Genomic DNA, 18,895 nt, shown 5'->3' with positions numbered 1-18,895 from the left:
GCCTCTCCATGTCCCAGACCACGCCGGCCAGTGACCAGGACGACTACCGCATCGAGCACGACACCATGGGTGAGGTCCGGGTGCCCGCCTCGGCCCTGTACCGTGCGCAGACCCAGCGCGCCGTCCAGAACTTCCCGATCTCCGGGCAGGGGCTGGAGAACGCGCACATCCACGCCCTCGCCCAGGTGAAGAAGGCGGCGGCGCGCGCGAACAAGGACCTGGGAGTCCTGGCGGGGGATATCGCCGATGCGATCGTGGCCGCCGCGGATGAGGTCATCGCCGGCGATCACGACGGCCAGTTCCCCGTGGACACCTACCAGACCGGCTCCGGCACCAGCTCGAACATGAACATGAACGAGGTGCTCGCGACCCTGGCCAGCGACGGCGGCCCCGAGGTCCACCCCAACGATCACGTCAACGCCTCGCAGTCCTCCAACGACGTCTTCCCCACCTCCGTGCACGTGGCCGTCACCGAAGGCGTCGCCAAGCAGCTGCTGCCGGCGCTGGACCACCTCGCCGAGTCGCTGGAGACCAAGGCCGAGGCCTGGAAGGCGGTCGTGAAGTCCGGCCGCACCCACCTGATGGACGCCACCCCGGTCACCCTCGGCCAGGAGTTCGGGGGGTATGCGGCCGCGATCCGCTACGGCATCGAGCGCGTCGAGGCCGCCCTGCCCCGCACCGCCGAGGTCCCACAGGGCGGCACCGCCGTGGGCACCGGGATCAACACCCCTGCGGGATTCCCGCAGAAGGTCATCGCCAACCTCGCCGAGCAGACCGGGCTCCCGCTGACCGAGGCCCGCAACCACTTCGAGGCGCAGTCGGCCCGCGACGGCCTGGTGGAGATGTCCGGTGCGCTGCGCACCATCGCCGTCTCGCTGACCAAGATCTGCAACGATCTGCGCTGGATGGGTTCGGGCCCCAACACCGGGCTCGGCGAGATCGCACTGCCGGACCTCCAGCCCGGCTCCTCGATCATGCCGGGGAAGGTCAACCCGGTGATCCCCGAAGCCGTGCTGATGGTCTGCGCCCGCATCGTCGGCAACGATGCAGCCATCGCCTGGGGTGGCGCCCAGGGCTCTTTCGAGCTGAACGTCCAGATCCCGCTGATGGGCACCAGCCTGCTGGAGTCGATCCGTCTGCTCTCCAACGCCTCGCGGGTGCTGGCGGACAAGACCGTCGACGGGCTCGTCGCCAACGAGGAGAAGGCCCGGTTCTACGCCGAGGCCTCCCCCTCCATCGTGACGCCGCTGAACAAGCTGATCGGCTACGAGAGCGCCGCGAAGATCGCCAAGCACGCCGTGGCGGAGCGGGTCTCCGTGCGCGAGGCCACGATCGCGCTGGGCTTCGTCGAGCGCGGCGAGCTCACCGATGAGCAGCTCGACGCGGCCCTCGACGTGCTCTCGATGACGGCGCCGCAGGCCTGACGCGGCGGCCTCAGCCCGGGCCACCCGCCCGAGCCTGCGCCAGGAACCGCACACGGCGGCGTCGGCGCCGCCCGACGTAGGACTGCACGGGCTCATCCTAACCGGCGCCGACATGGAGCCAGCATGTGCACAGCTAGGTCCATATAGCGCCTAGCTGTGCACATGCTGGCTCCGATCGCCGCTCACCCACCCCAGCCATGCCCGCCCCGGACCCAGCTGGCGCACCCCCGGCCCAGCCAGGCCCGCCCCGGACCCAGCTGGCGCACCCCCGGCCCAGCCAGGCCCGCCCCGGACCCAGCTGGCGCACCCTCGGCCCAGCCAGGCGCGCCCCGGCTCGGCGCATGGCTCAACCTGCCCACCGTTCAATGCGGTCGGCGACCGGGAGACGGTGATCGCCGCGCCCCAGCACCGCACAGAGCATCACCTCCGTCGCCTTCCACTCGAGGAAGACCTGTTCCCATGTCAGCCTCGTGACGGTGTAGCCCTTCGCACGAAGGAACAGATCTCGATGACGGTCCGCCTGGTAGCTGGCGGGATCATCGTGAAAGTTCCGGCTGTCGCATTCGATCACCCAGCTGTGACCGACCAGCAGATCCATCCGCCGCTCGTCACCGGCGCCGTCGACGAAGCGCACCTGGGGCCGCACCTCGATGCGTCGCTCCTCCAGCCAGCAGCGCACTGCTGTCTCCGTCCCGGACTCGGCGTCACCGCGGATGCGCGAGAGAGGGCGCCGTGGGCGGGTCGGCAATCTCGCCACGAGAGCCTGCGCTGCGGCAAGCGTGAGCTTTCTCTGATGCACAGCGGACTCGAACAGGATCGCCGCCTTCACGGTGGGCAGACATCGTGCGGCATGCTCCAGCACCAGCTCGATCGACGGCACAGGATCATCGTCCGGCCAGGCGGACATCCCTCGCCCGTGGAGGATCAGCGGCTCCGGCGCTCCCCGCCGGATCACCTGGCCCTCCTCTCGCCGGACCGGGGAGAGCCGGATCGGTTCGAGCAGCTCGGCACGTCGATCGGCCCGCGGTCGGTATACGTGCACGCCGGTGTGGAGCGGCGTCCAGAGGCCATGGAATGCTGCGGCATCGATGCAGGTGGGGCGCAGACCGTGCTCGAGGAGAACGACCAGGGACTCCGGGGCCTCTGGGGTGACGTACCGCGGTTGGACGCTGCGCAGCGCTCCGCGACGACGCCACCGCGCGACATCCTCCGTGCCGACCCCGTCCTCGCCACGGAGCTGGTCTCGGTGCCGGACGCCCCTGATCTGCATGCCCCCAAGAAGACGTCACCCGTCGCACTCGGACAAGCACTGTCGCCCGATTGTGGATGACCGTCCCGACGAGCCTGCGAGCAGAACCGTGCGGGGTGGCCTCGGCTCTGCTCTGCGCGGGCCCGCACGGGATGGGCCGGGCGGTCGCGGACCGTCCCCGCTCTGCGCGGGCCTGCACGGGATGGGCCGGGTCAGATTGGAGCCAGCATGTGCACAGCTAGGCGCTATATGGGCCTAGCTGTGCACATGCTGGCTCCAATCGTGGCTCAGCCCAGCCGGACCCTGTAGCACGATCTCCCGCGCACCCCGGCCGCGGGCGAGCGCACTCCGGCCCGGCCAGGCGCACTCCGGCCCGGCCAGGCGCACTCCGGCCCGGCCAGGCGCACCCGGGCCCAGCCAGGTGCGCCCGGCCGGCGTCAGAGCACCGGTTCGTCGAGGACGTGCGTGACCAGCTCGGCGACCTTCGAGCGCTCGGAGCGCTGGAGGGTGATGTGCCCGAACAGCTCCTTCTCCTTGAGCGCCTCGACGACCGAGGCGATCCCGTCGTACCGGCCGATGCGGAGGTTGTCGCGCTGGGCGATGTCGTGAGTGAGGACCACGCGGGAGTTCTGCCCGATGCGCGAGAGCATCGTCAGCAGCACGTTGCGCTCGAGCGACTGGGCCTCGTCCACGATCACGAAGGCATCGTGCAGGGAGCGGCCGCGGATGTGGGTCAGCGGCATGACCTCGAGCATGCCGCGGGAGAGCACCTCGTCGATGACGTTCTGGGAGACCATCGATCCGAGGGTGTCGAAGACGGCCTGTCCCCACGGCCCCATCTTCTCGGACTGGTCACCGGGCAGATAGCCGAGCTCCTGCCCGCCCACCGCGAACAGCGGACGGAACACCATGATCTTGCGCTGGGTGCGGCGCTCAAGCACCGCTTCCAGCCCCGCGCACAGTGCCAGCGCACTCTTGCCGGTGCCGGCACGGCCACCGAGCGAGACGATGCCGACGGACTCGTCCTGGAGCAGGTCGATCGCCACCCGCTGCTCGGCGGAGCGGCCACCGACGCCGAAGACCGTCTGGTCGCCCTGGACCAGTCGCGCCTTCTTGTCCCGGGTGATGCGGCCCAGGGCCGAGCCCCGCGGGCTGGTGATCGTCAGCCCGGTGTGAACCGGCTGGTGAGCCACCTCGGGGATCTCCACGGTCTTGCCGGCATAGAGATCGCTCATGGTCTGCTCGTCGACGCCGGCCGAGACCATGCCGGTGTAGCCGCGGTCGCGGGCGAGCTCGGCCCGGTACTCCTCGGCGTGGATCCCGGAGGCCGAGGCCTTGATGCGCATCGGCAGGTCCTTGGAGACCAGCACGACGTGCTTGCCCTCCAGCTGCAGGTTCTTCGCCACCGCGAGGATGCGGGTGTCGTTGTCGCCCAGGCGGAATCCGTCGGGAAGCGACGCCGAGTTCATGTGGTTCAGCTCGACGTGCACATGGCCGCCGGCCTTGCCGATCGGCAGCGGCTGGGCGAGGTTGCCGTGCAGCTCGCGCAGGTCGTCGAGCAGGCGCAGCGCCTGCCGGGCGAAGTACCCGAGGTCGGGGTGGTGCCGCTTGGACTCCAGCTCCGTGACCACGACGATCGGCAGCACGATGTCGTGCTCGGCGAAGCGGTGCAGGGACAGCGGGTCGGACAGCAGCACCGAGGTGTCCAGCACGTAGGTGATCACGCCGGTCTCGATGTCGGCCAGGACCTGCTGAGCGACGCCGGGCTGCAGGGAGGGCACGACGGGCGAGCCGTCCCGGTTCGGGGACTCGATCACTTCCCGCCCGGAACTCGAGCCATCCGGTGCCAGGCCTCCGTCGGCCGGCGCCGTCTCACGGGCGATGGTGGTCTCATCCATAGGAGCCTCCCGAAATCTCGCGGATGCCAGGACACTAACCGCGCCGGCACCCGGCGCCGGGCGAGTCCCGCCGTCGGCGGGCTCGACGTTCACCCGATCGTCATCCGGAGTTCTGACGAGCTCCGGTACGGCCAGTCTGCCACCGCCACGGCGGCATCGACGGGATTGATCATCACGCGCCGTAGCGCCGCTCGCGTCGGCAGAAATCGCGCAGGGCGCGCAGCAGGTCCACGCGCCGGAACCCCGGCCAGTAGGTCTCGCAGAACCAGTACTCCGAGTGGACCGACTGCCACAGCAGGAAGCCCGACAGCCGCTGCTCGCCGGAGGTGCGGATGATCAGATCCGGGTCCGGCTGGCCTCGCGTGTAGAGGTGATCGGCGATCGAGCCGACGCTGACCTCCGCGGCGATCTGCTCGGGGGTCTTCCCCTGCCCGCCGAGGTCGAGGACCAGCTCGCGCACGGCATCGACGATCTCCTCGCGGCCTCCGTAGCCGATGGCGACGTTCACCGTCAGCGGCGAATCCGGGGCTGCGCGCTCCTGGGTGCGGGCGATGCCGGCACGGACGTCCTCGGGCAGCGCCTCGGCGTTGCCGGTCAGCCTGACGCAGTAGCCGGCCTCCACGATCTCCTCGACCGTGGAGGCGATGATCTCGTAGAGGGCCACCAGTTCCTCGGGCGGCCGGCGCATGTTGTCCGTCGAGAGCATCCACACCGTGACCAGCGGGATGCGCAGATCCTCGCACCAGGAGAGGAACTCGACGATCTTGGCGGCCCCGACGCGATGACCATGCTCGGTGGTCTCACCGGCCGCCTTCGCCCAACGCCGGTTGCCGTCGACGATGACGCCGAGGTGCTGGGGCAGCTGGTAGGCCTCCAGCTCCTTGGTCAGCCGCCTCTCGTAGACGCGGTAGAGAAGGCCGTCGTCGTCCACAGCAGCCTCCCTTTCCGTCGATCCGCGCGAGGTCCCCCGCCAGAATGGCATGGCCGCACCGCATGGCGTACCCGATCGCGCGCCCGGAGGGGATCGACCGGGCTCGCGGCCCCCTGCCATTATCGGTGACATCCACACGCGGTCCCTGCAATCCACAGGGATCATCACCGGATCGACACAGGGTGCCGCAGCACTAAGTTACGCACCCGTAGGTTAGGCTCTCCGTCATGACCAACGGCCTTCGCCGCGAGCATTCCTCGCAGCCCTCGAACGATGTTCCGCCCGCCGGGCAGCCACCCCGGGCCGAGGCGCGCGCTCGGCGGCGCGAGGACCGCGCCGCGCAGGAAGCCGTCGAGGCGGTCTCCGAGACCGCCGGGGACCAGGGCCCGGCGGACACCGGGGACGATGCCGACATCCCCACCGCCGCGGAGCACACCTTCGCGCCCCGGAGCCTGACCCGGTCCATGGCTGCGCGTGCCACGCGGCTCGGCGTGCAGCTGCCCAAGCCGCGCCTGCGCGGGATGCTGCACCTGATCGCGTTCCCGGCCTCCCTGGTGGCCGGTCTGCTGCTGGTCGCTCTCGGCGAGACGACGGCGATCCGGCTCTCGTGCGCCGTGTTCGTGCTGACGGCCGGCATGCTGTTCGGGGTCAGCGCCACCTACCATCGCGGCAGCTGGTCCTCGGAGCGCGCCATCATGCTGCGGCGGTTCGACCACGCGAACATCTTCCTGATCATCGCCGGGACCTACACGCCGATCGCCGTTGCCCTGCTGCAGCCGCGCCAGGCGCTGACCCTGCTGGCCATCGCCTGGGGCGGCGCGGCGGTGGGCGTCTGCTTCCGCCTGTTCTGGACCGGTGCCCCGCGCTGGCTGTACGTGCCGGCGTACGTCGCGCTGGGCTGGATCGCGATCTTCTACATGCCGCAGCTCTACGCCGGTGGCGGCTGGGCCGTGGTGGTGCTGCTGGTCGCCGGCGGTCTGGCCTACACCTCGGGCGCAGTGGTCTACGGCCTGAAACGACCGAATCCCTCACCGGCCTGGTTCGGCTTCCACGAGATCTTCCACGCGGGCACCCTGGCGGGCTTCGGCTGCCACTTCGCCGCGGTCGCCGTCTCCATCGCCTGATCACGCGGCGGACCCCGCCGCTCAGGAGAGCCGCATTCCCCCGGCGCTCGCCGACGGCACGCGGGCGGGCCTCGCGTCGCGTGCGGGCGGCGGGCCCTGTGCAGGCTTCGCGTCAGGTGCCAGCTCCGCGCCGCCCGTGAGGGCACCGGGCCGCTGCCGGCCGACGGGCCCGGGCCTCAGCGCTGGTCGCGCTGGTCGTCGCTTCCGCGGCTGGGATCCCCGTCGGCCGACGGGCCGGACTGCGGCGGACCGCCCCTGCCTTCGGGGCCACCCTGACCCTCCGGACCGCCCTGATCCTCCCGGCCGGCGGCGTCTGAATCCTCGCGGGCGCGCTCGCCCTTCGCGGACTGTTCCGCCGCTTTGGCCTCCATCCGCTCCTGGACCCGTGCGCGGGCCTGGACACGGCGCGTGCGCCGCGACATGTCCAGCACCAGCAGCACGACCACGACGGCGAGCAGGAACACCACGAGGAACCCGGGCAGCCCCGGGGAGACCGTCACGGCGTTGAGATCCTCCCCGTCCGAGGGGGCGGGATCGGCGAGAAGGCGCCCCACCGTCCCGGAGACGCCGGCGCCGAGGGCGGGGATGAGCCCCGTGCCCGTCATGGCCGGGCCTCGAGGGAGTCGGGACGCAGCCCGGCGAAAAGGTCGTTCTCGGGCAGTTTCACGCCGATGCGGGAGATGTGCAGTTCGTAGTCCTCGGTCCCCCACACGGCGAGTTCGACCTCGTGCGGAATGCGGAAGAACGGGCCGTCGGGGTCGACCTGGGTGGCGTGGGCACGAAGTGCGTCATCGCGCACCCCCAGGTAGTCGCGCACGTCGATCCGGGTCGTCAGGAGCCGGTCTGTGCTCTCGTCGAGCCGCTGCAGCATCTGCTCGAGCTCCTCGTTGGGGGTGCCCTCGGCGCGCAGATGACGGTTGATCGCCGAGAACCGCTGCCGGTGGAAGCCGTTGATGTAGTAGAGCTTCGCGACCTCCCAGGGCTCGCCGAGCTCGGGCGCGAAATCGGAATCCGCGGCGAGGTCGAAGGCCGCCAGGCTCACGCGATTGACCTGGATGTGGTCGGGGTGGGGGTAGCCACCGTTCTCGTCGTACGTGGTCATCACATGCGGGCGCAGTCGGCGCACGGCCTCCACCAGCGGCCTGGCCGCCTCCTCCGGGGAGAGCGTGGCGAAGCTGCCGGCGGGCAGCGGCGGCAGCGGGTCGCCCTCGGGCAGTCCGGAATCGATGAAGCCCAGCCACTCGTGATCCACGCCCAGGATCCGCTGCGCCTCAGCCATCTCGCGGCGGCGGACCGCCGGCAGGTCGCTCATCAGCGAGGCATCGTCGCGCAGCTTGGGATTCAGCACGTCACCGCGTTCGCCGCCCGTGCAGGTGATGACGGTGACCTGCACCCCCTCTCGCACGTAGCGAGCGGTCGTCGCGGCGCCCTTGGAGGACTCGTCGTCCGGGTGCGCGTGGACGGCCACCATCCGCAGGGTCTCATCAGGGGCGGGAAGCTGGACGGACACGGCACTCCTCGGAAGCGGCGGGATGGGAACGGCCCCGGACGGGCCCGGTGCGGGCACCGGATCGCGTGGGGCACCAGCGCCCGATCGTACGCCACCCCGACTGAAGGATCCCAGTGCCCGGCACGGTCACACGGGAACGGGACGGGAGCTCTCCGGCGGCGCCGTGACCGTCGGCCGGGGCTCGCCCGAGGGGCAGCGTGAGAGCCTGCGGGCGCGACCGGGAGGAGAACCTGCGGGGCCGTCTGAGAAACGGGCCCACCGGGGTCTGGAAGACTGAGGGCATGAATGGTTCCACGCATCGTCCGACGGATCGCTACGGCGGCCCGATCGTCACGAAGCGCACGGCACGAGTGCTCCTGGCCGCGGCCGCAGCCGTGTTCCTGGCCGTCGTCGTCTACGTCGGCATGCAGGTCGCCAGCAACCCGATCAAGTCCGAGGTGCTCGCCTATGAGCATCTCGACGACGACCTCATCGGGGTCGACTACGTGGTGACGATGCGTCCGGGAACCGAGGCCGTCTGCCAGATCCAGGCCCTGAACAAGGGGCGCGCGCAGGTCGGCTTCGTCGAGACCACCATCGCGGCGCAGTCCGAGAGGCGCAGCGCCCACCACGTGGAGATCGCCACCCAGGGCGAGGCGGTCTCCGCGGAAGTGGTGGGCTGCGAACCGGCCTGATCCGTGAGCCGTCGAGGGAGAACCCGGGTTCTCCGATCGCGAAACAGCGCACAGGGTCCCGGAACTCGGAATCTCGCGGTGTAAGGTATTCCGATACCGGCGACGCGCCGGTCATCATCATCCGCACACGGGGCGCATGAGGTCATGTGCCCCGTGATTCGCGTACGGGGGCCCTTTTCCGCGGTCCCGCATGCGCACACCGAAGACGACAGGAGTGAACCCATGAGCAGCCAGCCGAATGGCGCCTGGCTCACCCAGGACGCGTACGACCGCCTCGCCAAGGAGCTCGCTGAGCTAGAGGGGCCGGGTCGCACGGAGATCGCCGAGCGCATCGCCGCCGCCCGCGACGAGGGCGACCTCAAGGAGAACGGTGGGTACCACGCCGCCCGCGAGGAGCAGGGGAAGATGGAGGCTCGCATCGCCGACCTCCAGCGTCTGCTCAAGAACGCCGTGGTGGGCGAGTCCCCCAAGGACGACGGTGTGGTCGAGCCGGGCATGGTCGTCACGATCACGCTGGCCGGCAAGAACCGCACGTTCCTGCTGGGCAACCGCGAGATCGCCGAGGACTCCGACCTCGAGGTCTACTCCACCGAGTCGCCGCTGGGCAGCGCGATCCACAGCTCCAAGGTGGGCGACACGGTCGATTACACCGCACCGAACGGCAAGTCGTTCCCGGTCGACATCCTCGAGGCCAAGCCCTACCGTCCGTGACCCGCGGGCGCTCTCCGAGCGCCGCGCCACCGACACCTCCCTGCGAGGCCCGCAGACCGGTCCCCGACCGACGAGCCGTCTCGCACGAGCAAGGACCCCTCTCCGGCGATGGCCGGAGAGGGGTCCTTGCTGTGTCTGCCGCGCTGTGTCTGCCGCGCTGTGCCCGCCTCCGAGAGGTGATCAGCGCTCCGGGTGGGGCTCGGCGCTCCGAGAGGTCCGACGGCGATCCGCCGCCCGCCGGCGGACGGCCCGGTCAGCTCGACGGCGCCGGCTCCTCCCCCGCCGATCCCGTGGCGCTGTCCGGGCGGGCTCCTCCGGAGGAGACCTCCGCGGTGGATCCCTCCCGGGACGACTTCGCCGGGGACCGCTTCTGGGCATCGTCCTGGGAGCGGGTGCTCCGCTGGGCGCCCTTGCCGCCCGTCAGGGCCGCGAAATGGTCGGCGGCCGCGTCGTCATGGCCCAGTTCCGGGCTGGGATCGCGGCCGACGATGTACAGCAGGGTCGCATTGACGAAGGCGATCAGCGGGATCGCGAACAGGGCGCCCGGGATCCCGGCGATCATGGCGCCGGCGGCCACGCCCAGGAACACCGCGAGCGGATGCAGCTCGACCGCCTTGCCCATGAGGAAGGGCTGGAGGACGTTGCCCTCGATCTGCTGGACGGCCACCACGATGCCCAGCATGATCAGCGCGAAGATCCAGTTCTGCAGCACCAGCACCAGCAGCACCGCGATGATCCCGGAGGCGATCGCGCCGACCAGCGGGATGAAGGAGAACAGGAACACGAGCAGCCAGATCGGCACCGCGTAGGAGCCCAGTCCCAGGAAGACCATCCCGATCGCGATGCCGACCGCGTCGGCCGCCGCCACCAGGATCTGGGTGCGCACGTATGCCGACAGGGCCTTCCAGCCGCGGCGGAAGGCCTCGTGCGTGTCCTCACGGGCGGCCGGCGGCAGCAGCCCCACGACCCAGCGCCAGATCGTCGACCCGCTGGAGAGCAGGAAGAACAACGTGAACAGGCAGATCACGATGCCGGTGGCGAGGTTGCCGATCACCGCAGCGGTGCTCAGCGCCGAGTTCAGCAGGGCATCCGCGTTCTCCTGCAGCTGCGTGAGGCCCTCGTTGATGGCGCTGTCGATCATGGGGGCGTCGATCTGGAACGTCGTCGTCGCCCAGTCCATGACGGACTGGAAGCCGGTGACGGCCTTGTCCTGGATGTCCGAGAACTGGGCGATCAGCTGACGCCCGGCGAGGGTGAACATGCCGGCGACCAGCAGCAGCATACCGATCAGTGCGATGCCGCTGGCCGCGGCCCGGCCCAGGAACGTGTAGCGCGTCAGGACCCTCACGATCGGCATCAGCATCACGGCCAGCAGCACGGCGATGAGCACCGGGATCACGAGGGTGGTGATCTTCAGCAGAGCCCAGAGGATCAGGGCTGAGGCCGCGACGATCACGATCACCCGCCAGGACCAGGACGCCAGCCGGCGCACACCGATGGGGATCTCCTCGACCTCCGGTGCGAGACCGGGGGCACGAGGGGTCGGGCGCAGCTTCGACATGGGGCTCCTTCCGTCAGAGCCGGTTCGACTCCGGGTCACTCTAGCGGGCGGCTCGAGCCCGCGGTACCTGATCAGGGCCGACGAAGGTCGACGTGCCGGTGACCGAGGGACGGAGCACCGCGGACCGTTCGCTCGATACCGTGATCACATGCACTCCGTCCCGCCCTCCTCCCCGTCACCGAGCACCGGCCCCGCCGCTCCCGTGGCCGAGAGCGCCGCCGTCCCGCCGCAGTCGGCGCTGTCTATCCGTGGCCTGCGGAAGTCCTTCTCCGGCACCGAGGTCGTCCACGGGATCTCCCTGGACGTGCCCCGCGGCTCGTTCTACGGGATGGTCGGTCCCAACGGCGCCGGCAAGACCACCACGCTGTCGATGGCCACCGGCCTGCTGCGGCCCAGCGGCGGCACCGCCCATGTGCTTGGCACCGACATGTGGGCGGAGCCGGAGAAGGCCAAGGCCCGGCTCGGCGTGCTCGCCGACGGCCTGCGCACCTTCGACCGGCTCACGGGACGCGAGCTGCTCACCTACGTCGGCCTGATCCGCGGCATGGACCCCGAGGTCGTCGAGGAGCGCACCCAGTCCTTGCTGACGGCCCTCGATCTCGCGGGCGAGGACGGCAAGCTCGTGGTCGACTACTCCGCGGGCATGACCAAGAAGATCCTGCTGGCCGGTGCCCTCCTGCACGCCCCGCGACTGCTGGTGCTGGATGAGCCGCTGGAGGCGGTGGACCCGGTCTCCGCGCAGGTGATCCGGAAGATCCTCACCGCCTATGTCGAGGGCGGAGGCACCGTGGTCCTCTCCAGCCACGTGATGGAGCTGGTCGAGGGGCTGTGCAGCCACGTCGCGATCATCGCGCACGGGGAGCTGATGGCCGACGGCACGCTGGACGAGGTCCGCCGCGGCGGCAGCCTCGTCCAGACGTTCATCGATCTCGTCGGCGGGGCCGACGTCGAGGAGGGGAGCCTGTCGTGGTTGGAGTCCTGAGCAGCGAGCACGCTGCGACCGCCTCCGCGGCCGGGATCCACCACGGCTCCGTCTCCCAGCGCTCCCTGCTGCGCCTGCTGCTGGGACTGAAGTGGACCCTGTGGAAGCGGTCCTACCGCAAGAACGTCGGCAAGATCATCGGCACCTGCTTCGGCGTCCTGTACGCGCTCGGCGGCATGGCCGCCCTGGTGGCACTGTTCCTCAGTGCGACGCTGTGGGCGGGAGAGGGCTCCACCTTCCCCATGATCATCCGGGGTCTGGGCGCGCTCACGGTCCTGATGTGGCTGGCGATCCCCGTGCTCGCCTTCGGGCTGGACGACACGCTGGATCCGCGCGCCTTCGCCCTGCTCCCCCGCAGCGCCAAGCAGCTCCAGCCCGGGCTCTTCGCCGCCGCCGCGCTCAGCCTGCCCAGCGCGTTCACGCTCCTGGCCGTCCTGATCGCGACGGCGTTCGAGATCCTGTGGCTCATCCTGTTCGGTCAGGGGGCGCTGTGGATCGCCGCGGCCATGGTCGCTCTGATCCCGGCGAACCTCGCCGCGGTCGCCCTGTGCCTGCTGCTGCCGCGCGCCTGGTTCGCGCACTCTGCGAGCAGGGCCTCCTCGCGCAGCGGCCGCGAGGTCGGCGGGATCATCGGCATGGTCATCATGTTCGCCGCCATCTACGGCGGCTCCCTGCTGCTGCAGAGGGTCGAGGATCTCGACGCGGAGAGGCTGAGGCAGCTGCTGCCCACCGTCGTCGAGGTCGCTGCCTGGACCCCGTTCGGGGCGCTGTTCGCGGTGCCGATGGATCTCGCCGAGGGCCAGGTGCTGCCGGCATTGGCCCGGGCGCTGATCGGCGCCGTCGCGATCGCGGCGACATGGCTGTGGTGGCGACGTTCGATCGATGCGTCCCTCACCTCCGCCCTCAGCGGTGATGCCTCCTCCGGTGCCACCAAGGTCTCTCCCCTGGTGCCCCGCTTCGTCCGGCCCGGCGCGTTCGGCGCGGTGATGGGCAAGTCGCTGCGCTATTGGCGGCGCGACACCCGGTATCTCGCCGCGATCGGGATGTACCCGCTGATGCTCCTGTTCTTCGCCGCGATGGGGCTCGCCGTCCCCGACTCACGGCCGATGATGCTGGCCATCCTGATCATGATGTGCGGGCTGACGGGTATCACCCTGTCCAACGAGATCGGGTTCGACGGGCCCTCCGGCTGGGTCAACATCACCGCCGGGCTCCCGGCCCGCGCGAACCAGCTGGGCCGCGTGGCCGCCATGGCGGTGCTGATGGTGCCCGTGATCGTCGTGGTCACCGTCGCCGTGCCGCTGCTGTTCGGGATGGGGCACCTGGTCCCGCTGACGGTGCTGGGCTCCCTGGGCACCGCGATCACCGGCTGGGGCGTATCCCTCGCGGTCGGGGTGATCATGCCCTACCCGGCCTCTCCTCCCGGCACGAACCCGATGAAGGACAAGTCCGCCTCGAGCACCAATGCGATGCTGTCGATGACGATCTCGATGATCGCGGTGGCGGTCCCCCAGATCCCGGCGGTCGGGGTCGCTGTCTGGGGACTCATCGTGGGGAGCCCCGCGATCCAGCTCGTCGCGGGTGTGCTGTCGCTCCTGCTGGGCGTGGTCGCGTTCCTGGTGGGACTGCGGATCGGCACCGTCCGGCTGGAGAGCCGCTACCCCGACGTGTTCCAGAAGGTGCGCGACTTCCTGTAGGGCCTCGCGTGAGGGCGGGTCAGAGATCCCGTTCCATCACCAGCGCATCGATCTGCCGGCCGCGGATGCGGTAGTACCCCCGGCGGCGGTCGATGGTCCGGTATCCGGCCGTGGTGTAGAACGTCCGGGCGCGTGAGTTGCCCTCGCGGACCTCGAGCAGCATCCGCGTCGCCCCCGCCCGTCGCGCCTGGTCCTCGCACCAGGCCAGCAGGGCGCGGCCGATGCCGACGCCCTCGATCCGGGTGCCGATGGTGTGCAGGTCGGCGACGTCCCCGGCGAGCATGATCCCGGCGTAGCCGAGCAGGTCACCGGTCGCGTCGGGGCCCCGCGCGGCGATGACGTAACGGCGGTCGCGGTGCTCGATCTCCGCGGCGAGCTGGAACACGGTCCAGGCCTCGTCGGGGAAGAGCTCGAGCTCGGCGAAGGCGATCTCCTCGACGTCGTGAAGGCCGGCGGGACGCAGTGCCCAGTGGAACGTATCCCCCTGCTCCGGCTGGTCCAGCTGGTCGCGCTGGTCCGGCCGGCCCGTCGGCTCCGGCTGGTCCGACGGGTCCTCCCGCGGCAGGTCGGCCGTCATCTCACAGCCCGAGGGCGCTCTTGCGCGCGGTGGGCTTGGCGGCGTCGGGCTCGCGCAGGTACATGGGATCGGTGCCGGCGAGGTCCTCCCCCTGTCCGATCAGGCGGGAGGCGGCGCGGATCAGGTACCCGGCGTCGGCGTCGACCAGCGCCGAGGTGGCCGGCAGCAGTTCCGGGTACAGCGCGGCCCCGGAGCCGACGAGCAGGTCGCAGGCGGAGAGGTCCGCGGCAACTGCGGCCGGGGCGTCGACCGCGGGATCCGCGGTGCGGGTCAGGGCTCCGTCGGCGTCCTGCCGGTAGCGGGCGTGGTAGACCTCGCGGCGGCGGGCGTCCAGGGCGACGGCGACGGTCAGCGGAGCGGAGGCCGCGGGGGCGTACTCGCCGAGCGCCTGTTCGGCGAGGGCGTCAAGGGAGCTGAGCCCGTACAGCGGGATGCCGAGAATGTCGGCGATGCTGCGGGCGGCGACCAGGCCGACGCGCAGGCCCGTGAACGGGCCGGGTCCGCGGCCGACGACGATCCCGGTCAGCTCGGCTCGGGTGGCGCCCGCTTCGCGCATCGTCTCGTCGATGAGGGCCAGGAGCACCTCGTCGTGATGACGGGCCCGCTGGTCGGAGCGCACAGCGAGGACCTCGGGCGCGGGGGTGCCGTCGAAGGGCGATGCCTCCGCTCCCGCGCCGGTCGCGTCCCGGCCGGCACCGAAGGAGGCGCGGGCCACGGCGACGCTGACGGCCCCGGACGTATCGATTCCCAGTAGCATCAGCGGTCCTCCCCCGGTGTCGGTGCGGTGCGGTCTGCAGCCTCCAGGCCCAGAACGGCCCTGAGCTGCTCGGTCGCGGCGCGGTCCCAGCGCGGCCCTCGCGGGGTCAGGCGCAGGGTGCGCGGCTCGTCGGGATCATCGGGGTCCTCGACGTGGTCGGGCCGCTCGAGCTCGATCAGGAGCGTCGAGTCGACCAGGTGCTCGACGCGGTCGCGGCCCCATTCGACGACCGTGACGGACTGGTCGAGGTCGGCCTCCAGGTCGAGGTCGTCGATGTCGCCTCCCCCGCCGAGCCGGTAGGCGTCCACATGCACCAGCGCCGGCCCACCGGTGAGGCTGGGGTGGACGCGCTCGATGACGAACGTCGGCGAGGCGACGGGACCGCGCACCCCGAGGCCCTGTCCCAGTCCCTGGGTGAAGGTGGTCTTGCCAGCGCCCAGCGGACCGTCCAGGATCAGCAGGTCGCCGGCCCGCAGCGCCCCGGCGAGGGCGGCGGCGGCGGCGCGTGTGCCGTCGGCGTCGGTGGTGCGGATCGTCAGGGGGCTCATGCGCGGGTCTCCCGCATCACGCGGCCGGAGACGGAGGTGAGGATCTCGTAGGGGATGGTGCCGGCGGCCAGTGCCCAGTCATCGGCGGTGCTCGCGGTCGGCGCGGTGGCCTCACCGCCGGCGTCCCCGAACAGGAAGACCTCGTCCCCGGCGACGGCGTCGCTGTCGGGGCCCAGGTCGATGATGATCTGGTCCATGCTGATGCGGCCGACCTGCGGGGCGATGTGGTCCCCGGAGCCGGTGCGCACGAGCACGTCGCAGCGGTCGCTGCCGGCGCGGTGCAGGCCGTCGGCGTACCCGATCGGGACCAGGCCCAGCCGGGTGCGACGGCTGGTGCTGCGGATCCTCCCGTACCCCAGGCTGTGCCCCTCGGGGACCTCCTTGACGATGGCCAGCCGGCTGGTCAGGGTCATCGCGGGCCGCAGCGGGACGTCGGTGGGCACCGGCGGGTAGCCGTACAGGGCGATGCCGGGACGGACCAGGTCGCGGTGGAGGTCCGGGCGGGACAGCAGCGCCGCCGAGTTGGCGATGTGCTGCAGGGGGATCGGGCCGATCTCGTCGGCCAGGGCCTCGCACGCGGAGTCGAACAGGTCGACCTGCTGGTCCGTGGCGGGGTCCGCGGGGTCGTCCGCGCTGGTGAGGTGGGTCCAGGCGGCGACGACCTGGACGAAGTCGTCCTGCTGCATGGCGGCGCCGATCTCGCGCACCTGCCAGGGCAGGATGCCGTTGCGCCCCATGCCGGTGTCGATCTTCAGGTGCACGCGGGCGCGGCGCTCGGCCTGGCGGGCGGCAGCGGCGACCAGCTCGAGCATCTCCGGGGACCCGACGGACACGTCGATGCCGGCGGTGAGGACGTCGGGCAGCACCTCGGCGGCGGTGTGCGGTTCGTACAGCCAGGTGAGGATGTGCACGTCGAGGCCGGCGCGGGAGAGGGCCAGTGCACTGGCGGGATGGGCGACGCCCAGCCAGGTCGCCCCGCCCTCGAGCGCCGCGCGCGCCGCCGTCAGCATGCCGTGACCGTAGCCGTCGGCCTTCACCACGGCCATCAGGGCTGTGTGCTCCTCGAGCTGGCCGGTCAGGGCGCGGGTGTTCTCGGTGATGGCCGCGGGGTCGATCACGACACGGTTGGGCACGTGCCGAGGGTCCTCGGCGGGCATCGGGATGGTCATCGAACTCCTTCGATCACGGCAGGGCGCCCGCCAGGATAGCCCCGAGTGCAGCGGGGAGGTGGTCGGCGACGTCGAGGGCGACCAGGGGCTGGAGGCCGTCCCGGGACGCGAGGCGCCCCGCGCGACCATGGAGCATCGCGCCGAGGGCTGCGGCATCCGGTCCGGGCAGACCGGCGGCCAGCAGGGTTCCGATCACGCCGGCCAGGACGTCTCCGGTGCCGGCGGTGGCGAGCTGGGAGGTGGCGTCGTCCTGGGCGCGCAAGGGGCCGCCGTCCCCCGGGGCGATCAGGGTCACGGCGCCCTTGAGCAGCACGGTCGCGCCGGTCGCGCCGGCGAGCGCGGCCGCGAGCTCGGGGCCGGGGAGGTCGGTGCCGATCCCGAGACGATCGGCGAGCCGTTCGGCCTCGCCGCGGTGCGGGGTGAGGACCACGTCGGACCCGAAGCGGTGCTCGGCGGTCATGGCGGCGAGGCCGCCCGCGTCGATCACGCCGCGTTCCAGCCCGCCTGCTCCCCCGTCGCCGTCCCGGTCCTTCCCGTGCTCGCCGGCGTGGTCGATGTCATGGGAGAGCACGTCGAGGCCGGCGCGGGCCCGGGGGTCCTCGCCCCCGATCCCGGAGCCGACGACGAGGGCGTCGGTGCGGCCGATCTCCTCGAGGTCCACGGTGTCGGTGGGCTGGCCGACGACCTCCGGCCGGGTCTGGAGCACGAGGTCCAGGACGCTCTGCGGCGCCACGCAGCGCACCATTCCCGCCCCGGCGCGGGCGGCGCCGGAGCAGGTCAGCACGGCGGCACCGGGGAACCGGGGGCTGCCGGCGACGACGGCGACCACGCCGCGGGAGTACTTGGTGGCGTCCCGCTCCGGGCGGGGCCACAGCGCGCGCAGGTCGCTGTCCTCGAGGCGTTCGGCGGCGGGCCGGGCGGGCAGATGCTCGCCGAGGCCGAGGTCGACGGGGTGGAGGGTCCCTGTCAGGTGCGCGGCGCCGGGGAGCAGCAGGCCGGCCTTGACGGCGCCGAAGGTGACGGTCTCGCTCGCTGCGAGGGCGCTGGGCGCCGCCTGGCCGCTGGTGGCGTCGACGAAGCTGGGCACGTCCACGGCGATCACCGGGACCTGCTCGGCGCGCACGGCCTCCAGCAGGGGTTCGAGAGCGGCGGGGATCTCGGGGCGCCCGCCGATGCCGAGGATCGCGTCCAGGACGAGACCGGCGCCCGCGATGACCTGGCGGAGGTCGTCGGCGGAGCTCTCTGCCAGGGAGTGGATGGTGCCGCCGGCGTCCCGGAGCGCTGCGGCGCCCTCGGCGTGGACGCCGTCGGAGGCGGCGATCGCTTCGGCTGCGATGCCGTCGCGGCGCAGCATCGCGGCGGCGTGCAGTCCGTCCCCGCCGTTGGACCCGCGACCGGCGAGCACGAGGACGCGGGGGCCGACGGGGGTCTCGCGGTGGGGCTCGGGGCTGTCCGGCTCCTCGTCGGCCCCGGCCTCGAGCCGTTCCCGGACCCGGTCGGCGAGGGCGCGGGCGGCGCGCAGCATCAGCGGCTGGCCGGCGGACAGCAGCGGCTGTTCCGCCTCGCGGACCTCCTGGGCGGTGTATCCACGGATCATGCGGTGCCTCCTTCCCCGGGCCCCCGGTCTCCCGAGGGCCGCTCACGTTCGGCGACGACGATCGCGGTCGCGATGTCCCCGTCGTGGGACAGCGACAGGTGCAGGTGCACGATGCCCTGTGCCTCGGCGGCCCGCAAGGTGGCACCGCGCAGGCGCAGGTAGGGGCGGCGGGCGGCGGTGCGGTCGACGGTGACGTCCTGCCAGGAGAAGTCGCCCGGGGAGCCGAGAGCCTTGCCGACGGCCTCCTTCGCAGCCACTCGGGCGGCGCGGGACGCGGCCGACAGTCCGCGCTCACCGGGCGTGAATAGCCGCTCCAGCAGAGCGGGGGTGCGCGCGGTCATCTCGGCGAGGCGGGAGATGTCCACGACGTCGATGCCGACGCCGGCCACGGTGCCGTCCTCACGCGGAGCGAACGCCCGGCCCCCGAAGCTGTCCTCGGGGCCGGGCGTCGGCTGGTCGAAGGGGAAGCTCATCACCCCGGCAGTA

At 71.6% G+C, this 18,895-nt stretch carries 19 protein-coding genes; 7 read left to right on the top strand and 12 right to left on the bottom strand.

Annotated features, from left to right (window positions below):
* Positions 1-8: 8 nt before the first annotated feature.
* Positions 9-1,424, top strand: coding sequence for a class II fumarate hydratase (locus tag ACFQS2_RS06820; RefSeq protein ID WP_377793121.1), 1,416 nt, complete (start codon positions 9-11; stop codon positions 1,422-1,424).
* A 346-nt stretch (positions 1,425-1,770) separates the two neighbouring features.
* Here ACFQS2_RS06820 and ACFQS2_RS06815 read toward each other — a convergent pair whose 3' ends face one another.
* Entirely contained in the window at positions 1,771-2,253 is a 483-nt protein-coding gene (locus ACFQS2_RS06815; RefSeq protein WP_377793120.1) for a hypothetical protein, read from the bottom strand.
* A gap of 87 nt (positions 2,254-2,340) precedes the next feature.
* On the opposite strand from ACFQS2_RS06815, the gene ACFQS2_RS06810 reads away from it, so the two are divergent.
* Positions 2,341-2,754, top strand: a complete 414-nt coding sequence (locus ACFQS2_RS06810; protein ID WP_377019907.1) for a hypothetical protein — start codon at positions 2,341-2,343, stop codon at positions 2,752-2,754.
* A gap of 356 nt (positions 2,755-3,110) precedes the next feature.
* On the opposite strand, the gene ACFQS2_RS06805 is transcribed toward ACFQS2_RS06810, so the two are convergent.
* Both ACFQS2_RS06805 and uppS read right to left on the bottom strand, forming a co-directional pair.
* Complete coding sequence (locus ACFQS2_RS06805; protein ID WP_377019909.1) at positions 3,111-4,571, bottom strand: PhoH family protein; 1,461 nt, start codon at positions 4,569-4,571, stop codon at positions 3,111-3,113.
* 172 nt (positions 4,572-4,743) lie between these two features.
* Complete coding sequence (gene uppS / locus ACFQS2_RS06800; protein ID WP_377793119.1) at positions 4,744-5,502, bottom strand: polyprenyl diphosphate synthase; 759 nt, start codon at positions 5,500-5,502, stop codon at positions 4,744-4,746.
* Between the two features lie 227 nt (positions 5,503-5,729).
* Between uppS and ACFQS2_RS06795 the strand changes: the two genes are divergently transcribed.
* Positions 5,730-6,626 carry a hemolysin III family protein gene (locus ACFQS2_RS06795; RefSeq protein ID WP_377019911.1) on the top strand — a complete coding sequence of 299 codons (897 nt, stop codon included), beginning with the start codon at positions 5,730-5,732 and terminating at the stop codon, positions 6,624-6,626.
* A 176-nt stretch (positions 6,627-6,802) separates the two neighbouring features.
* Here ACFQS2_RS06795 and ACFQS2_RS06790 read toward each other — a convergent pair whose 3' ends face one another.
* On the bottom strand, positions 6,803-7,231 hold the full coding sequence (locus ACFQS2_RS06790) for a hypothetical protein (protein ID WP_377019912.1): 429 nt from the start codon (positions 7,229-7,231) through the stop codon (positions 6,803-6,805).
* Positions 7,228-8,136, bottom strand: a complete 909-nt coding sequence (gene mca, locus ACFQS2_RS06785; protein ID WP_377019914.1) for a mycothiol conjugate amidase Mca — start codon at positions 8,134-8,136, stop codon at positions 7,228-7,230. The genes ACFQS2_RS06790 and mca overlap by 4 nt, the downstream gene beginning before the upstream one ends.
* A 281-nt stretch (positions 8,137-8,417) precedes the next feature.
* Between mca and ACFQS2_RS06780 the strand changes: the two genes are divergently transcribed.
* Entirely contained in the window at positions 8,418-8,810 is a 393-nt protein-coding gene (locus tag ACFQS2_RS06780; RefSeq protein WP_377019915.1) for a DUF4307 domain-containing protein, read from the top strand.
* Between the two features lie 222 nt (positions 8,811-9,032).
* Complete coding sequence (greA, locus tag ACFQS2_RS06775; RefSeq protein WP_377019916.1) at positions 9,033-9,521, top strand: transcription elongation factor GreA; 489 nt, start codon at positions 9,033-9,035, stop codon at positions 9,519-9,521.
* 253 nt (positions 9,522-9,774) lie between these two features.
* On the opposite strand, the gene ACFQS2_RS06770 is transcribed toward greA, so the two are convergent.
* The gene (locus ACFQS2_RS06770) at positions 9,775-11,082 is read right to left on the bottom strand and encodes an AI-2E family transporter (RefSeq protein WP_377793118.1); all 1,308 of its coding nucleotides are present in this window, start codon (positions 11,080-11,082) and stop codon (positions 9,775-9,777) included.
* 148 nt (positions 11,083-11,230) lie between these two features.
* On the opposite strand from ACFQS2_RS06770, the gene ACFQS2_RS06765 reads away from it, so the two are divergent.
* Entirely contained in the window at positions 11,231-12,064 is an 834-nt protein-coding gene (locus tag ACFQS2_RS06765; RefSeq protein WP_377019918.1) for an ABC transporter ATP-binding protein, read from the top strand.
* A complete protein-coding gene (locus tag ACFQS2_RS06760) occupies positions 12,049-13,761 on the top strand; it encodes a hypothetical protein (RefSeq protein WP_377793117.1) in 1,713 nt (570 codons plus the stop codon). The genes ACFQS2_RS06765 and ACFQS2_RS06760 overlap by 16 nt, the downstream gene beginning before the upstream one ends.
* 19 nt (positions 13,762-13,780) lie before the next feature.
* Here the strand turns inward: ACFQS2_RS06760 and ACFQS2_RS06755 are convergent, their stop codons facing one another.
* From ACFQS2_RS06755 to ACFQS2_RS06730, 6 genes are read right to left on the bottom strand one after another with little or no spacing between them, the layout of a single operon-like run.
* The gene (locus ACFQS2_RS06755) at positions 13,781-14,338 is read right to left on the bottom strand and encodes a GNAT family N-acetyltransferase (RefSeq protein WP_377793116.1); all 558 of its coding nucleotides are present in this window, start codon (positions 14,336-14,338) and stop codon (positions 13,781-13,783) included.
* A gap of 1 nt (position 14,339) precedes the next feature.
* Positions 14,340-15,095 (bottom strand): tRNA (adenosine(37)-N6)-threonylcarbamoyltransferase complex dimerization subunit type 1 TsaB, encoded by a 756-nt coding sequence (tsaB, locus tag ACFQS2_RS06750; protein ID WP_377793114.1) that lies wholly within the window; start codon positions 15,093-15,095, stop codon positions 14,340-14,342.
* Positions 15,095-15,643, bottom strand: coding sequence for a tRNA (adenosine(37)-N6)-threonylcarbamoyltransferase complex ATPase subunit type 1 TsaE (tsaE, locus tag ACFQS2_RS06745; RefSeq protein WP_377019924.1), 549 nt, complete (start codon positions 15,641-15,643; stop codon positions 15,095-15,097). Before tsaE ends, tsaB begins: the two co-directional genes overlap by 1 nt.
* A complete protein-coding gene (alr, locus tag ACFQS2_RS06740; RefSeq protein ID WP_377019925.1) occupies positions 15,640-16,812 on the bottom strand; it encodes an alanine racemase in 1,173 nt (390 codons plus the stop codon). Before alr ends, tsaE begins: the two co-directional genes overlap by 4 nt.
* Positions 16,813-16,825: 13 nt before the next feature.
* On the bottom strand, positions 16,826-18,409 hold the full coding sequence (locus ACFQS2_RS06735) for an NAD(P)H-hydrate dehydratase (protein ID WP_377793112.1): 1,584 nt from the start codon (positions 18,407-18,409) through the stop codon (positions 16,826-16,828).
* Positions 18,406-18,882: a holo-ACP synthase gene (locus tag ACFQS2_RS06730; RefSeq protein WP_377019928.1), complete on the bottom strand. Its 477-nt coding sequence runs from the start codon at positions 18,880-18,882 to the stop codon at positions 18,406-18,408. Before ACFQS2_RS06730 ends, ACFQS2_RS06735 begins: the two co-directional genes overlap by 4 nt.
* Positions 18,883-18,895: the final 13 nt, after the last annotated feature.

Source organism: Brachybacterium sp. GCM10030267, from assembly GCF_042666875.1.
Lineage (GTDB): Bacteria > Actinomycetota > Actinomycetes > Actinomycetales > Dermabacteraceae > Brachybacterium.
This window is presented reverse-complemented; position numbering and strand designations above follow the sequence as displayed.